Origin of the sequence: Marinomonas algarum (assembly GCF_020532605.1) — a bacterium.
Taxonomy (GTDB): domain Bacteria; phylum Pseudomonadota; class Gammaproteobacteria; order Pseudomonadales; family Marinomonadaceae; genus Marinomonas; species Marinomonas algarum.
Genome location: NZ_JAJATW010000007.1, coordinates 90,103 through 105,186 on the forward strand (window position 1 = coordinate 90,103; position 15,084 = coordinate 105,186).

15 protein-coding genes are annotated in these 15,084 nt (G+C 43.3%); 2 read left to right on the plus strand and 13 right to left on the minus strand.

Annotation, left to right across the window (positions count from 1 at the left end; translation table 11 throughout):
- Positions 1-4 precede the first annotated feature (4 nt).
- The 10 genes from LG368_RS06325 to LG368_RS06370 form a co-directional block, all read right to left on the minus strand.
- A complete protein-coding gene (locus LG368_RS06325) occupies positions 5-1,462 on the minus strand; it encodes a lipopolysaccharide biosynthesis protein (RefSeq protein WP_226753890.1) in 1,458 nt (485 codons plus the stop codon).
- On the minus strand, positions 1,459-2,295 hold the full coding sequence (locus LG368_RS06330) for an oligosaccharide flippase family protein (RefSeq protein WP_226753891.1): 837 nt from the start codon (positions 2,293-2,295) through the stop codon (positions 1,459-1,461). Before LG368_RS06330 ends, LG368_RS06325 begins: the two co-directional genes overlap by 4 nt.
- A 106-nt stretch (positions 2,296-2,401) precedes the next feature.
- Complete coding sequence (locus tag LG368_RS06335) at positions 2,402-2,635, minus strand: phosphopantetheine-binding protein (RefSeq protein WP_226753892.1); 234 nt, start codon at positions 2,633-2,635, stop codon at positions 2,402-2,404.
- Positions 2,636-2,658: 23 nt separating this feature from the next.
- Positions 2,659-3,582, minus strand: a complete 924-nt coding sequence (locus tag LG368_RS06340; RefSeq protein ID WP_226753893.1) for a ketoacyl-ACP synthase III — start codon at positions 3,580-3,582, stop codon at positions 2,659-2,661.
- A 20-nt stretch (positions 3,583-3,602) separates the two neighbouring features.
- Entirely contained in the window at positions 3,603-4,178 is a 576-nt protein-coding gene (locus LG368_RS06345; protein ID WP_226753894.1) for a hypothetical protein, read from the minus strand.
- Between the two features lie 12 nt (positions 4,179-4,190).
- Complete coding sequence (locus LG368_RS06350; protein ID WP_226753895.1) at positions 4,191-5,132, minus strand: DapH/DapD/GlmU-related protein; 942 nt, start codon at positions 5,130-5,132, stop codon at positions 4,191-4,193.
- Positions 5,133-6,209: a DegT/DnrJ/EryC1/StrS family aminotransferase gene (locus tag LG368_RS06355; protein ID WP_226753896.1), complete on the minus strand. Its 1,077-nt coding sequence runs from the start codon at positions 6,207-6,209 to the stop codon at positions 5,133-5,135. It abuts the gene before it with no gap.
- Between the two features lie 9 nt (positions 6,210-6,218).
- Entirely contained in the window at positions 6,219-7,088 is an 870-nt protein-coding gene (gene rfbA, locus LG368_RS06360; RefSeq protein ID WP_226753897.1) for a glucose-1-phosphate thymidylyltransferase RfbA, read from the minus strand.
- The gene (gene rfbB, locus LG368_RS06365; RefSeq protein WP_226753898.1) at positions 7,085-8,170 is read right to left on the minus strand and encodes a dTDP-glucose 4,6-dehydratase; all 1,086 of its coding nucleotides are present in this window, start codon (positions 8,168-8,170) and stop codon (positions 7,085-7,087) included. Before rfbB ends, rfbA begins: the two co-directional genes overlap by 4 nt.
- A 107-nt stretch (positions 8,171-8,277) precedes the next feature.
- Complete coding sequence (locus LG368_RS06370; RefSeq protein ID WP_226753899.1) at positions 8,278-8,601, minus strand: MarR family EPS-associated transcriptional regulator; 324 nt, start codon at positions 8,599-8,601, stop codon at positions 8,278-8,280.
- 257 nt (positions 8,602-8,858) lie between these two features.
- Between LG368_RS06370 and LG368_RS06375 the strand changes: the two genes are divergently transcribed.
- A complete protein-coding gene (locus LG368_RS06375) occupies positions 8,859-10,295 on the plus strand; it encodes an MBL fold metallo-hydrolase RNA specificity domain-containing protein (protein ID WP_226753900.1) in 1,437 nt (478 codons plus the stop codon).
- Between the two features lie 211 nt (positions 10,296-10,506).
- Here the strand turns inward: LG368_RS06375 and LG368_RS06380 are convergent, their stop codons facing one another.
- The 3 genes from LG368_RS06380 to LG368_RS06390 form a co-directional block, all read right to left on the minus strand.
- Positions 10,507-12,735: a polysaccharide biosynthesis tyrosine autokinase gene (locus LG368_RS06380; RefSeq protein ID WP_226753901.1), complete on the minus strand. Its 2,229-nt coding sequence runs from the start codon at positions 12,733-12,735 to the stop codon at positions 10,507-10,509.
- A 110-nt stretch (positions 12,736-12,845) separates the two neighbouring features.
- On the minus strand, positions 12,846-13,289 hold the full coding sequence (locus LG368_RS06385) for a low molecular weight protein-tyrosine-phosphatase (protein ID WP_226753902.1): 444 nt from the start codon (positions 13,287-13,289) through the stop codon (positions 12,846-12,848).
- An 82-nt stretch (positions 13,290-13,371) separates the two neighbouring features.
- Positions 13,372-14,451 (minus strand): polysaccharide export protein, encoded by a 1,080-nt coding sequence (locus LG368_RS06390; protein ID WP_226753903.1) that lies wholly within the window; start codon positions 14,449-14,451, stop codon positions 13,372-13,374.
- A gap of 255 nt (positions 14,452-14,706) precedes the next feature.
- Between LG368_RS06390 and LG368_RS06395 the strand changes: the two genes are divergently transcribed.
- On the plus strand, positions 14,707-15,051 hold the full coding sequence (locus LG368_RS06395) for a hypothetical protein (protein ID WP_226753904.1): 345 nt from the start codon (positions 14,707-14,709) through the stop codon (positions 15,049-15,051).
- Positions 15,052-15,084 lie beyond the last annotated feature (33 nt).

Here is a 15,084-nt window from a genome sequence, read left to right on the forward strand (position 1 = left end):
GATCTTACTCACCTTTTGGTTTAACTTTTTTAAATTTCTTCAATACTAATTCTTTAGTGAGTTCATAAGCATGCAGTTTAAGGAGATTTGCGCTCAATAAATACATTAAGCCTGCTAACAACCCAAACACCACAAGCTCCGCAAGTGCCCACCACTGTACCCAAGCTTGCAAGCTAAAAATAAACCCAGCAATCACAGCTGAAGACACTAAACCTGGCAAAAAGTCTGTGAGCTGTTGTCTCACGCTGTAACCAATTAAACGTTTACTAAAGTAACTATTAGGAATATAAGACAACACCGAGCTTATTATTTGCCCAATCAATATCCCTGTAACACCATAGTCGATACTTACAAAAAATATGAGAGCACTCATGATTTTTTTGATAATTTCTAGATATAGAAATATATCTGATCGGCCTTTTATTTTTAAAATATTTAGGTTAATTGAATGAAGTGGTATTAACAAACCTGCTAGTGTCATCAACTGTAAATACTCTACCGCCGGCCACCACTTTTTAGGCAATAAAAACTCAAATAGTGGCTGTGATAAGGCCGCCAAAAACAACATTGTGGGGAACATCAAAAATGTAGTCATTGCTAACACTTTACGATAACCTACTTTTAAACGTACATCATCGTCTTGCATAGTAGATAAAGCAGGATAGGTCACTGTTTGAATCGATGTTACCAATTGACTGATCACAAGCTCTTTTATTTTTTCAGCAAAAAAATAAATGCCTGCCACAGATGAGCTAAAAACTTTAGCAAGGACAATTACGTACATATTTTTAAAAACAATATCTAGCACGCCGGATAAAAACAGCTTATAGCCAAAATTGTACATATGTCCAAGAGAGGTAAAACAAAAACTTAAACTTGGCCGCCAGATACGTTGCATCCATAAAAACACGGTAATCAAAATAGCCGATACAAGCATTTGAACCACCAGCGCCCACGCTCCCCAACCATAATACGCCAAACTAACGGCCAACAAGCCAGACAATAATGCCGCTGGCAAATTGGCTTTTAGTTGTGCTTTAAAGTTAAGTTGACGGCTTAAAATGGATACCTGCACAACTTGCAATGAATTCACAATCACTGCCAAGGCTGCTACTCGAATCAAACTCACTAAATCTGGTTGCTCATAAAACAAGGCAATCCGCGGAGCCGCGTTATACAAAATAATATAGGCCACTAATCCCAACGCAATATTGGCGTAAAATGCAGTATTGAAATCCAACTGCGTTGCCTCTTTTAAGCGAATCAAGGCCTGTTGAAAACCCGATGCCATTAAGGTCCCACCTAGCGCCAAAAAAACTGCCATCATCGCCACTAAACCAAAATCCTCTGGCGTTAAAAAGTACGCCAACAACAAGGTAACAGCCACACCAATTCCTCGCCGAGCTAATTGCTCAGCAAAGTTCCAAATAATACCTGTAATGGCTTTTTTTGCGAGGCTCATAATCTAAATCTCGAATTGACTTCAAAAAGGTTTTGATCAGTATTGTAACTAGAGGTTGAGGTCGTTGCCGGTAGCATGGATAGCTTTTGTGCTTGGTTGAACAATCCCAGTTGTGCAGCACTGAAATATTTACCAATAATGAGTCCATAGATATTCATGTATATGGTGTCAATTAAACCTGACACCAGAAGTTTAGAGCCAAAACCAAAAAGTTCTTTAAAAGACTCATTACAAAATTTCTCTCGTGGCCGCCAAGGTGTCATAATATTTAACATGATCACATTAATTAGGTTCATCACTAATTGTTGTGCGACTAATACCCAAACACCATACTCTAAGTATGCCAACACCAAGGCCGTAATACTGCTAAACAACAGCGCAATAAAGTTACATTTCGCCTGCACTTTAAAATTCAAATTGACGGTTAACTTTACTCTTGGAATGGCAGCAAAAGCATTAATAACAACAACAACAAGTCCCATCACCCTAACCAAAGCGGTCAACTCAGGTTGATTATAAAAAACCGCAATATATGGTGCCCCTGTAAACAGTAGCAAATAACAAAGAATCGAAACCACTAAGCCAAAATAAAAAGTCGTCGAAAAATCAACTTCAGACCTGTCTATTTTACGAATAAGTGCAGAGTTAAAACCGCTGTTTACAAAGGTATTAGCAATGGCCATGAAGATACTCACCATAGCCACTAAACCAAACACACTTGGACCTAATATGTTGGCCAAGGTGATACTGATGACTAGCGCTATGGCTTGTGTACCTAAACTGTCTACTGCACTCCAAATGAAGCCACTTTTTATGCTTTTTTTATTGTGCATATATACATCTAAAATTAATTTCCATTTACACTTTATGTAAACCCTGCAATAACACCTATGCACTCAAAAGAGCAGAGGTGAAAACATATGATTGAACTTTGCAATCTTATTTAGTAATGAAATCTACAATTTTTTCTGGGGTATCAAGTTCTTCTGCTTGATCATCACCGATGTTCACTCCTGATGCTTCAGCAACATCCATGATAATAAGCATGACATCAAGTGAATCCACACCAAGGTCAGACAGAGACTCTTTCATCTTTTCCTCTGCCATCTCAAGACCATCAACATTTTTTTCTAATGTTTGCATCACGATTTTTACAGCGTCTTCACGGTTCATAACATTTCCTATTAAATTAAGTTTTATTTCACTAAACGATAAATAGCAGTGGCCCAAGACAAGCCGACACCAAAGCCAGACATAAGTATTCTATTTGAATGATTGCTTAACTCACTCTCAAGCAATAAAGGGATAGAGGAAGAGACAGTGTTACCAGTCTGTAACAAGTTAATGGGTGTTTTCTCTTCGGAAATTTTTGTTCTTTTGATAATATTTTCTAACATAAAGCGACTTCCCTGATGAAGCAGAAACACATCAATATCCTCGATGCACAATTCAGCTTTATTCAAAATGCTAGTAATTTGCTTTGGCACTTCTTGTAGCGCAAAATTAAAAACCGCGCGTCCATTCATTTCTAGAATACCATCGTTTTTAACCAAAGCATCGCTTGCCGATCCTTTAGTAGAAAACTGGGCTTTTTCTAAGATATAGCAAGGCGTGTCACTAATAAGCGTTACTGAGGCCGCATCACCAAACAACAGACAGGTATTTTTATCATCATGATTAAGAATTTTTGAATAAGGGTCACAGGTGAAGAACAGCCCTTTTTTCATGCCATTTACAGACATAAAGGATTGGATAACACTCAAACCATAGACATAACCAGAACAACCTAAACCAATATCAAAGCAAGCACATTCTTCAGACAAACCTAATTCAGCATGGATTAACGCCGAATTATGAGGTAGACCGCCACCATCTGGGTTTTGAGTACAGAGCACGACACATTCAATTTCGTTTAAGTCAACACTCTCTTTTTTACATAATTGTTTAAATGCAGCAACACACATGCTCACTACAGAATCATGCTCTTCAGCCCTTGGTAAGGTAGACACACCTATCTTGTGTTGGACAAAATCTCGATCAGCACCAAGCCGATCTGCTTGGTGCATATTATCAACACTATCTTTAGGCAAATAACTTGCTATCGATTGTATACCTAACATTGAGTCCCCTTAAAAACCTTTCATGAAAAATACATGTCGCCAATCTTACAGCCGTTCACGATGACATCACTGCATGTAAGACGAGTACCGACTTGTTTAGTTATTCTCAGCTCAACTTTTTCCAACTTTGGGATAGGAAACTGACCGTTGTATCGTGAAAAAACCCATTTTTTACTATTATCAATACACTCTAAGTGCATTTTTTTACAAAGAGACACCAATAATTCAATACGGTCTTCATGATGTGGCTCTTCTTGGGTGATTGTCATGTCACCCAGAACAGCACCACGACAAACTTCTAGTTCATCAAAATCTTGACGCTTAGCAACACCCGTTATTTTTGCTTCATTAATGCATATGACAGCATCTTCTGAATATGGCGATGTAAACTTTGCAACTACAGCATCCTGTGGTGTTGGTTTTCGCCACTCTAGAACACATTCAGGATTATGGATCATTGATTTAAAAGAAACATTCACTTCCCCAGATGATAAGCCCTTATCTACCGCGGCTTGCACAACAGCGTTAAACAAGCTAGTACCATGAACATATTCCCTAGCGCCTTTAAATGGAAAGTTTAGTTTTTTATCACACATATTTTCTATACTCTATCTCTTTGGTCCCGTTTTCAGACCAATCATTCTTTTCGCAGGGTTACCAAACATAGAATACTTCGATTCGACGTCTTTCACTACCACACTGCCCATGCCCAATGAGGCTTGCTCACCAATAACCAAGTTATCTCGGATAGTTACGCCCATCGCAATCGTCGCTCCTAAACCAATCTTGGTGTGCCCTCCAACCAGCGAGCCTACTGATATCCAGACAGAATCTTCTACTGTTGCACCATGGCCAATATTACACAGATTTCCTACAATAACATTGCTTCCAATATGCGTAGCTTCGAGAATACCACCTGCAATGACAGCATTAGCACCGATCTCTGTGTTATCACCAATCGATACACCCCCAACATGTGGAAACTTTACCAACCAGTCCTCAAGGGTACGGTATACGGTTATACCATCACTTCCGATAACTGTATTCTCTCGAATGATGGTATTTTCTCCAATTCGTGTCCCTGTCTTGATTATCGCCCCTGCACCAATCATGCTACCGGCACCAATTTCAACACCAGACTGTATTATGGCTGTAGCATCAATGCTTGCACTTTCTGCAATATTTTTATTTGTATTAAAACCATGTTGATGGGCATCTACTCCAACAGTAGAAACCAACCAGTTTAATACCTTAATAAAAGCAGCTTTAGGATCATTTAATTGACAAAATTGGTTAGTGCCTTGATCTTCTATTTTTGGAATTTCATCGATCAACACTAACGACTCAGTTATCTGGGGTATTTGTAGGAAATGCTCCAAAGTAGAAAAGACAAGCTTTCTTTCACCTCCCTTTCTAGAATCACAAGTCCCCTCTAACGGAAACTCTACACTCCCAGACACTTTGACTGAATAGCTGATCATTAAAAAATCGATAATTGACGATGAATCGATTGAGTGAGAAAAAAATGAACCTGAAGACAACTGACTCATTTATAACTCCTCTTTCAATTTGTTTGATGCATATAAAACTTCTTGATCCTTCAGACTAGGATAAATCGGCAAACACAGTATCCGACTCGCTACACTTCTAGACTGATCACACACTTGCTTACTTTCTAAATAATCCAAGGTATCTAAACTTGGGTAAAAATACCGTCTTGGGAGAATGTCATTTTCTTTTAGCCTTGCCTCAGCCTCAAGCAGTTTTGCTTCACTCTCAAAGAGAACAGGCGCATAAGCATGATTGTTATCGCCTTCTTTATTCCACTGTTGAAACGCCAAACCACTCCCAGATAAAGTTTTTTCATAAGTTTGCCATACTCGCTTACGTTCAGAACGGATGCTTTCTATATCATCCAGGACACACAAGCCCATTGCCGCTTCAAATTCATTCATTTTAGCGTTGGTGCCTACCGACTCAATCGTTGTCGGGCTGGTAATACCAAAATTGATCAACCTACGAACTTTTTCTGCTAACGCATCATCGTTGGTGATGATGGCACCACCCTCTATGGTGTGAAACAGCTTAGTCGCATGAAAACTCAAGGTACTAATGTCACCATAATTAAGCACACTCTCACCCTTGTATTGGGAGCCAAACGCATGAGCCGCATCGTACACAACCTTCAAACTGTACTTATCCGCAATGGCCTGAATCTTTTCCACCTCACAAGGATTACCAAATACATGCACCGGCACAATAGCACAGGTCTCTTGTGTAATCAGCGCTTCAATATTATCAGGACCTAAGTTAAACGAATCAGGGTCAATATCTGCAAACACAGGCTTTAACCCTTCCCATGCCAATGTGCTGGTCGTCGCCGCAAAACTAAAAGGCGACGTAATGACCTCACCTTTCAACTCTAGTGCCTTGTAAGAAAGCTGTAATGCCAGTGATCCATTGGCAACACAAATAACATGCTTTACACCCAAATATTCTTTGAGACGCTGCTCTAATGTTTGCAACAAACGTCCATTGTTGGTTAACCAAGCGGAATCAAAAATTTGATCTACATATCCTTGGTACTTTTCCTTATTGGGTAAATAGGCCTTAGTCACTGGAATCATGTCATCTTCCTAAATTAAATCAGATAAATATTGGCCATAACTGTTCTTACGTAATGCCTCTGCCGTTTGCTTCAACTGGTCACGCGTCAACCACCCCTGGCTAAACGCAATCTCTTCCAAGCAAGCAATCTTATAACCCTGACAACGCTCAATGGTTTCAACAAACTGCGCCGCTTCTAAAAGGCTTTCATGAGTACCCGTATCCAACCAAGTAAAGCCACGACCAAGCATTTGCACGTTTAGCTTATTTTGTTGCAAGTACAGCTCATTCAAACAGGTAATTTCTAACTCGCCACGATGGGAAGGTGTCACCTGCTTAGCCAAATCCACCACGGAATTATCGTAAAAATACAAACCCGTTACCGCAAAATTAGACTTTGGCTTAAGCGGCTTCTCTTCAATGGAAATCGCTTTTTGATTCTCATCAAACGCCACTACACCAAAACGCTCAGGATCTTTTACCTGATAACCAAATACCGTTGCACCTTGACCATTTTTGGCCTTATCGACGGCTTGCTTTAACTTAGGCGTAAACCCTTGCCCATAAAAAATATTATCACCCAGCACTAAGCAAACATCATCATCGCCAATAAAGTCTTCGCCTAAAATAAACGCCTGCGCCAAACCATCAGGACTTGGTTGCACCGTATAAGACAATTCCACACCATAACGAGAACCGTCTCCCAGCAAACGCTGAAACGACGCCTGATCTTCCGGTGTAGTAATAATCAACACCTCACGTATCCCCGCTAACATTAACACCGACAGCGGGTAAAAAATCATCGGCTTATCGTATACAGGTAAAAGCTGCTTAGAGACGCCCATGGTAATCGGGTAAAGACGCGTACCCGAACCACCCGCGAGAATAATTCCCTTCATGACCGAGCCTCCGCGTCTAACGTACCCAAGCGCTCACGCTGATAAGAACCACTCTGCACATTCTGACACCACTGGCTATTAGCCAAATACCACTCCACCGTTTTGCGTAACCCTGTTTCAAAGGTTTCTTCCGGTGTCCAATCGAGTTCCGCACTCATTTTAGACGCATCAATCGCATAACGACGATCGTGGCCAGGGCGGTCGGTAACGTAAGTGATTTGCTCGGCGTAAGCTGTGTCTTTTGGCACCAACTCATCCAGAGTACGACACAAGGTTTCCACCACTTCTAAATTGGTTTTTTCATTGTGGCCGCCAATGTTATAGGTTTCGCCCACCTCGCCTTCCGTTACTACTTTATAAAGTGCGCGAGCATGGTCTTCCACATACAACCAATCACGAATTTGATCACCTTTGCCATAAATCGGTAACGGCTTACCCTCTAAGGCATTCAGAATCACCAGAGGAATCAGTTTTTCAGGAAAATGGTAAGGGCCATAATTATTAGAGCAATTGGTCACCAAGGTAGGAAAACCGTAAGTACGTAACCAAGCTCGAACCAAATGATCACTGGAGGCTTTACTGGCAGAATAAGGACTGCTCGGGGCATAGGGCGTTTGCTCAGTAAACAAAGGTAGGTCGCCTACCTGCTCATCAGGGTGTGGTAAATCCCCATACACTTCATCAGTTGAAATATGATGAAAACGAAACGCCTGCTGTTCTTCGTTAGACAAACCATTCCAATAATGGCGAGCGGCTTCTAATAAGGTGTAAGTACCGACGATATTGGTTTGAATAAACTCGGCAGGGCCTGTGATCGATCGGTCAACATGACTCTCAGCGGCTAGGTGCATTACGGCATCGGGTTGATGGATTGAAAATACTCGGTCTAATTCAGCACGATCACAAATATCCACCTGCTCAAACGCATAACGGGCATTGTCAGACACCTCCGCCAACGACTCTAAATTCCCCGCGTAGGTTAACTTATCCACATTCACCACACTGTCTTGGGTGTTTTGAATAATATGGCGTATAACCGCCGAACCAATAAAACCCGCGCCGCCGGTGACTAGAATTTTCATGTTTTTCTTTCCATATTCTGTGATTGCTTTGACATTTTGTCTTTATTTGCACATCGCCGGATAACGCCTCGTGCCTCGTCTCATCCGGCCTACGGTCTTGTATAACTTTAAACTTTCAGCACTTCTTCTCGAAGTTGTTCTATCTCTTGCGCCAGTCTTTCATGCTCTTCTAACTTGCGCTGTAAAAAGCGTTTCGTTAGGATCGCTTTGGCTTCTATGCCTTGCGGGGTAAGTAAATACAGATACCCCACTTTGTTACGGCTATTTTTGAAGTTATCCGCTTTAACCAACCCCTTCTCAACCAGTGCTTTCAAACAAAAATTCGCTTTCCCTAAACTGATATTAAGACGCCGTGCCAATTCCCGTTGACTGATATCGGGGTCTTGCTGAAGCTCTTTCAGTATTTTATATCTGTGTTCATCATCTAACATACTGACCTACAAAAACTCGGCTATCCATGAAATCTGAAAAGCAAGAAATCAGAACAGCCCTGTTCAACGGGTGAACAATGATAATAGTATGACAGAAATATGTAAACACGGTGTAGGCTGTTTTCTTCGTCAAACGCACTTTAGCAATGGGAACAGTCACTCGTAGCAGGAATAGTCGGAATAGTCGCAGGAATTGTTTTTCAGCTCGTTCCTCGGTATTTTAACTATCTAAATACACCACTGCATAAGGAACATGTATGTTAACCATCAAACACCACGGCGCCGTTAACGGTGTCACCGGCTCTTGCCACGAACTCTTTATCGACGACCAACACTCCATCCTCGTCGACTGCGGCCTCTTCCAAGGAGCCGAAGCCTCCGGCCAAGGCGCCGGCGCCAGCCAACTCGAAATCGAATTCGACATCAGCGCCGTACAAGCACTTTTTATCACCCACGTCCACATCGACCACGTAGGGCGCTTACCCTACCTACTGGCAGCAGGCTTTACCGGCCCCATCTACTGCTCACAACCCAGCGCCGCCTTACTGCCCCTCGTCATCGAAGACGCCCTCAAAGTCGGCGTCACCCGCAACGCCAGCATCATCCAAGCTTGCCTCGACCGCCTTAACAAACAACTCATCGCCATCGACTACGGCGTCTGGCAAACCATCCCCCTTACAGACCCCAAGGCTGGGCAAGTGCAACTCAAACTCAAACAAGCCGGCCATATCCTCGGCTCCGCCTACGGCACCTTTCGGGTCCGCACCCCCGCCATACGCCAAAGCAAACGTTACCACGATGTGTTATTTTCCGGTGACCTAGGCGCGCCCTACTCGCCCCTACTGAACACCCCCAAATCGCCCTACCGCACCGACCAACTCATTATAGAAAGCACCTACGGCGACCGTAACCACGACAACCGCCACCAGCGTCGTCAGACCTTACAACACAGCCTAGAACACGCCCTCAGCGACTCCGGCAGCGTATTGATCCCCGCCTTTAGCATTGGCCGCACCCAAGAACTGCTCTACGAACTGGAACACATCATCCACCTCAATCGTCACAAAAACGTTAGCCACACCCGCTCGGGCATGGCGCTGGACTGGGAAGACATCGACATCATCATTGACTCTCCCCTCGCCAGCCGCTTTACCGAGGTATACAAAACGTTAAAACACTACTGGGACAAGGAAGCCAAGGTACGACTCAACGCCGGTCGGCACCCTTTGAGTTTTGAGCAAGTCACCACCATCGACAGCCACGAGACCCACTTACAAACCGTGGACTACTTGACTCGCCAAACCCGCCCGGCAATTGTCATCGCCGCCTCCGGCATGTGTGCGGGTGGGCGCATGGTTAACTACCTAAAAGCCCTATTGGGCGACCCACGTAACGACGTACTCTTCGTTGGCTACCAAGCTGCCGGCACACCCGGACGAGATATCCTCAAATACCACGAAAAACCCAACGGCTACGTCCTATTTGATGGCGAAAAATACCCCATCAAAGCCCAGGTCAAACAAATCAGCGGCTACTCCGCCCACGCAGGGCAAAACGACCTACTCAACTTCATCAAACGCATGCGCTTCCCACCGCAACAAACCCGCATCGTCCATGGCGATGACCAGGCCAAACACACCTTCAAACAACTGCTACAACAAAAATACCCCAACATGGACATCATCATCCCGTAGCATTGGCTTCCACAACGCCGGATAACGCCTCGTACCTCGGCTCATCCGGCCTACAATTTGATGGATTCATGCTCCCCCGTAGGGCACCATAAGCGACAGCGTAATGTGCCGTGGGAATGTGCCATCAGAATTGCATGAACGCACATGATGGGTATTTTATGGCGTTAAACACCGGATAACGCCTCGTACCTCGGCTCATCCGGCCTACGAATTATTTGTCGCTTTTGTATGCATAATTGTAGTAGCCATAGCCGTAACCATAGTAACCACTGGCTTTTTTCTCAACCGCATTAAGGATAAAGCCTTTTACTTCAATACCTGCCTGATCAAAGCGGTTGTAAGCAATTTCAATTTCCTTCAGAGTATTCTGGTCAAAGCGCCCCACCATCAAGCTGGTACCACACAATGCTCCTACCACACTGGCATCGGTCACGGCTAAAATTGGCGGCGTATCAATGACAACCAAATCATAATTGACTGATGCCCACTCCATAAAAGCCTTCATTCTTGGATGCATAAGCAACTCAGACGGGTTAGGTGGAATCTGGCCACGCGTCATCACATCTAAGTTTTCTATGCTCGTGGTTTTGACATTTTCCGATGGCTCATGCTGACCACTTAACAGATCAGACAAACCATTTTCCCAGCTCAAACCAAAATGCTCTTGTATATAACCTTTGCGCATATCAGCATCTATTAACAACACTCGCTGCCCTGTCTTCGCCGCGACCGCTGCAAAATTAGAGGAAATAAAAGACTTACCAACCGAGGGTGAAGGCCCTGAAATCATCAATATGCTATTTTTCGCTTCCAGCATAGCAAAGTGCAAATTGGTACGCAGGCTGCGTAAAGACTCTATTGCCAAATCTGTCGGATCGGACTCAGACAACAACGACTCGGTCAAGTCAGGATGCTCTTTTGGTGCTGACAATGCGTGAGAACCCTTACCTTTACGATGTTTTAAACGCTTCTTCTTACTCGTTATTTTTTCTGTCAATTTCAACTGAGCGTCTGACTTTGGCACACTCGCATAAACAGGTAGACCAATCTCTTCGACCTGCTCCGGTGACTGCACCCCTTTATGTAAAACTGTACGAACCAAGGCAAGACCAACGGACAACATACCACCTAATAAGGTTGCAACCACCACAATTAACGGCTTTTTTGGTGCAATAGCAGTTGAGTAAACTTGGGCTGGATCTAGGATACGAACATTACCTACCGTACTGGCCTTAATAATTCGCAGTTCCTGTACCTTATTCAGAAGTTTGATGTAAATTTGCTGGTTTACTGTGACATCACGCTTAATACGAAGCGCCTCACGCTGCACTAGCGGCATAGATTGTACTTGCTTTTCTAGCTCTGCTTTTTCTTTTAATAAAAGATCACGGTTGGTTAGTAAAGATTTATAAGACACATGATCCTTTTTAAACCGCTGACTGATTTGCGCTTCTCTTATGGTCAAGTCATTCAATTTATTATCCAACGCCACCATGGCTTGCAGTACGGTTTGTGCTTCAAAGCCTAGATCAAGTGAACCGTTTTGTGTCTGAAAGTCATTGTATTTATCTTCAGAAGCAATCAACTCATTTTTTACTTCTGGCAAGTTATCACTTAAAAATTGTAAGCTTTTTTCCGCCTCAGCTGAGCTGCGCTCCACATTTTGTATAAAAAAGTTCTGGCTAACGTCGTCTACAATGGCTTTGATCAGATCTTTATCGCTCCCTGTGTAGGTCATCAATAACATACCTGTCCCTTTACCTTGCTCTTTAATCTCAAGGCCTCCTTTTAACGACTGTATTACGTTAAAACGTGTAGGCTGTGTCAAACTAAATTTACTGCCCGATTTTCCTTCTAGCTGACTGATAAAAAGACGATAACCATTGGCTTGAGCAAGCTCACCCACCTTCCCATCAAGTAACACTCGCTCTTGCTGGTCAAGCAATTGATATTGTCCCAACTGAGCATCAACCAATACCACCACAAAAGCAGCAGTCTCTTGCCCTTCTGGGGCTTGGAAGCTTTCCACTTGACCAATGGACTCTGTGTTGGTCAATCGAGCTAAGCCTTCCCCAATATAAGGCATATAGACAGGGCGCAGACGAGTGGTTAAATTCAGATTATCAACCGTTTTTCCCAGAATCATTCGAGATTTGATAATCTCAATTTCTGTAGATGAAGAAGCGTCATTAGCAAACATATCACCCGTTTCACCACCCACTAACGCCGAAACACTATTCGGTCCACTTTCTACCTGAATCAGTGCGTCAGCCTTATAAATAGGCGTTTGCATTAGGGCATAAAAAACACCAAGCAACATGAACAGGACAGTAGTTAGAATAATCCACCAGCGTGCGTCTAATAACACACCAAAGAGCTTGCCCAAATCAATTTCATCATCATTTGTATCCTTGGGCATACCCACTTGCTTTACCGTCATTATTTTCAAACCTTTTACTTAAATATTTTTTATATTGCCCTTAATACGGCAATGGCATGTATCGTTAGGCATAACCACAACGAAGCACAACAAAATTAAAAATTATGAAACTACTTTAATTTTAGCATCCAAGCACTGGATGCTCTCTCGATCAGCTCATAAGCATAATCGAAGGCTTCAGGGCTTTTTTGATATGGATCAGGTATGTCTTTTTTACCCAACCACTCACCGAATAGCATTATTTTACCACGTACCTGTGGCGCGATTCGTGACACGGCTTCAATGTGTCCCTTCTCCATTACCAGGAGCAGATCATAATACAAACACATCTCTAACGTCAGCTGCTGTGCTTTATGCTGTGACAAGTCCACACCGTGAGCCCTCGCAGTCTCTACTGCAGCTGCGTCTGCCGGTTTGCCTGACAACCCACTTTTCTCCGTTCCCACACCCGCCGAGGCAATGTGTTTATTAGGAAGCTGCTTTTTTAGCAAAGCTTCGCCTGTTGGAGAGCGACAAATATTCCCAACACAGACAATTAAAATTTTCTCAAACATAAAAACCATCTACTTTAATATTTCACAACTGGAGTGAATTCATCTACCCATTGACGCTTTCGGCTTTGCCTAAATTAGATATCTAGTTGTAGACAAAATTAAAGCGTGTCACAGTCGGTATCAACAAGTTAATCAGGCGGTTCCAACGCACGACAGGCGCCGCAGTCACATAGACCACATCGTATGCTTGCAAATTAAACTCTGTACCAAGCACAAGAGCAGAGACGTCTTTCACATTAAGTTGATAAACATCAGCAAGGCGGTCTTTCTTTTCTTCACCTTTCACGGCTCGAATGACAAATACCCCTGTTGCATCGGCGGTTAACTCATTGATTCCTCCGACACTGCTTAGAGCTTCAGTTAAACTCATACCCGCACGATCAATCTTAAGTAACTTAGGTGCATTCACTTCTCCCATAACAAACACCTTCTGGGCGTCGTTACGCGGCACATGAACAATATCCCCTGGCATTAACAATCGGTTTTGCGTTAAATCACCATGCTGAATTAAGGCAAACAAGGAAAGATTTTCTTCTTGGCCATTTCTAGTAAGAGACACATTACGCCAATCGGCACTGGCACCTAAACCACCAGCATTATTGATTGCATCTAACAAGGTGAGGGGGATATTTGAAATGGGTTGCTGACCGGGCTGACCGACTTCGCCTGTAATATAAGCACGCTTTGACTGAAAGGCTGCTACGCTCACGTCCACCTGTGGGCTAGTAATATACCTTTCCAAACGCTGAGAAATTTCAACACGCACATCTTCAACGGTTCTATTAGCAACCTTTACCTGACCAATATAGGGATAGAAAATAGCACCATCGGAGTGAACCCAATTACCATTCAGGGGCACAGTTAATTCAGGGTGATCCCACACCGTAATGTTAAGTACATCCCCTACGCCAATACGGTACTCATACTGACTAATTTCTTCATCTAACACTGCATTTGAAGAAGGAGAAGGTTCCAGTAACCGTAAATCCGCGACTTTTTGGGGGGTTAATGGGTAAACACTCACCTGACTAGACAACTCTGTTGGTTCAGTCTCAGCAACAACTTGGTCTTCTTCTGGAGCAAAATGTGAACCTTGATATGAGCAACCAGCAACCAGCGTTAACGGCAAAGCAACGGTTAATAAAAATGTCTTTATCTTCATTGTGGATAAATCAAACTCTGTTACTAAAATTGGATGGAAAGCAGTGTATGATATTTTTGTTTAGTTATGTAGCCAAGTATGCAAAAAAAAGTGCTTCGAAAGTAATCCATCTAGGCAAAGTTTGACTCTATATGAACCTAATAAAATGGTTTCAGAAACATAAATTGTCACTTACATTTCAACTTTTCTTCTACTAGAATGGAGTTGAAGATTTGTTCTTCACACATCGATGTTGTAAAAAACAAGGGAAATATTATGAAATTAACAACTTTAGCGACTGTCGTTGCTCTTGGCCTAGCTAGCCAAGCTTATGGTGAAGCCGCTGGTAGTGTCGGTGCTTCTACAGGTGCAACTTCTGGTGCCGCGGCTGGTGCTTCTACTGGCGCAGCAGCGGGAACAGGCGCAGCAAGTGCTGGTGCCGCAGCAAGTACAGGCGCAGCAGCAGCAAGTGGTGCCGCAGCCGCATCTACAGCTGCAGCGACGGCTGCAACTGTTGGTTCTGTTGCAGCAGCAACTGCAGCAACAACCGTCGCTGTAGCGACAGCAGCCAGTGTTGCTGTAGCAGCTAGCGACAACACTGCTCCGACTACTACTAACTAGGTTAGTAGTTTTTATTCGACGTAAAATCGCTTA

What these genes read in the sequence shown, in the direction of transcription:
- LG368_RS06325 (WP_226753890.1), bottom strand. Translation starts at nt 1,462, where the DNA reads ATGAGCCTCGCAAAAAAAGCCATTACAGGTATTATTTGGAACTTTGCT.
- LG368_RS06330 (WP_226753891.1), bottom strand. Translation starts at nt 2,295, where the DNA reads ATGCACAATAAAAAAAGCATAAAAAGTGGCTTCATTTGGAGTGCAGTA.
- LG368_RS06335 (WP_226753892.1), bottom strand. Translation starts at nt 2,635, where the DNA reads ATGAACCGTGAAGACGCTGTAAAAATCGTGATGCAAACATTAGAAAAA.
- LG368_RS06340 (WP_226753893.1), bottom strand. Translation starts at nt 3,582, where the DNA reads ATGTTAGGTATACAATCGATAGCAAGTTATTTGCCTAAAGATAGTGTT.
- LG368_RS06345 (WP_226753894.1), bottom strand. Translation starts at nt 4,178, where the DNA reads ATGTGTGATAAAAAACTAAACTTTCCATTTAAAGGCGCTAGGGAATAT.
- LG368_RS06350 (WP_226753895.1), bottom strand. Translation starts at nt 5,132, where the DNA reads ATGAGTCAGTTGTCTTCAGGTTCATTTTTTTCTCACTCAATCGATTCA.
- LG368_RS06355 (WP_226753896.1), bottom strand. Translation starts at nt 6,209, where the DNA reads ATGATTCCAGTGACTAAGGCCTATTTACCCAATAAGGAAAAGTACCAA.
- rfbA (WP_226753897.1), bottom strand. Translation starts at nt 7,088, where the DNA reads ATGAAGGGAATTATTCTCGCGGGTGGTTCGGGTACGCGTCTTTACCCG.
- rfbB (WP_226753898.1), bottom strand. Translation starts at nt 8,170, where the DNA reads ATGAAAATTCTAGTCACCGGCGGCGCGGGTTTTATTGGTTCGGCGGTT.
- LG368_RS06370 (WP_226753899.1), bottom strand. Translation starts at nt 8,601, where the DNA reads ATGTTAGATGATGAACACAGATATAAAATACTGAAAGAGCTTCAGCAA.
- LG368_RS06375 (WP_226753900.1), top strand. Translation starts at nt 8,859, where the DNA reads ATGTTAACCATCAAACACCACGGCGCCGTTAACGGTGTCACCGGCTCT.
- LG368_RS06380 (WP_226753901.1), bottom strand. Translation starts at nt 12,735, where the DNA reads ATGACGGTAAAGCAAGTGGGTATGCCCAAGGATACAAATGATGATGAA.
- LG368_RS06385 (WP_226753902.1), bottom strand. Translation starts at nt 13,289, where the DNA reads ATGTTTGAGAAAATTTTAATTGTCTGTGTTGGGAATATTTGTCGCTCT.
- LG368_RS06390 (WP_226753903.1), bottom strand. Translation starts at nt 14,451, where the DNA reads ATGAAGATAAAGACATTTTTATTAACCGTTGCTTTGCCGTTAACGCTG.
- LG368_RS06395 (WP_226753904.1), top strand. Translation starts at nt 14,707, where the DNA reads ATGAAATTAACAACTTTAGCGACTGTCGTTGCTCTTGGCCTAGCTAGC.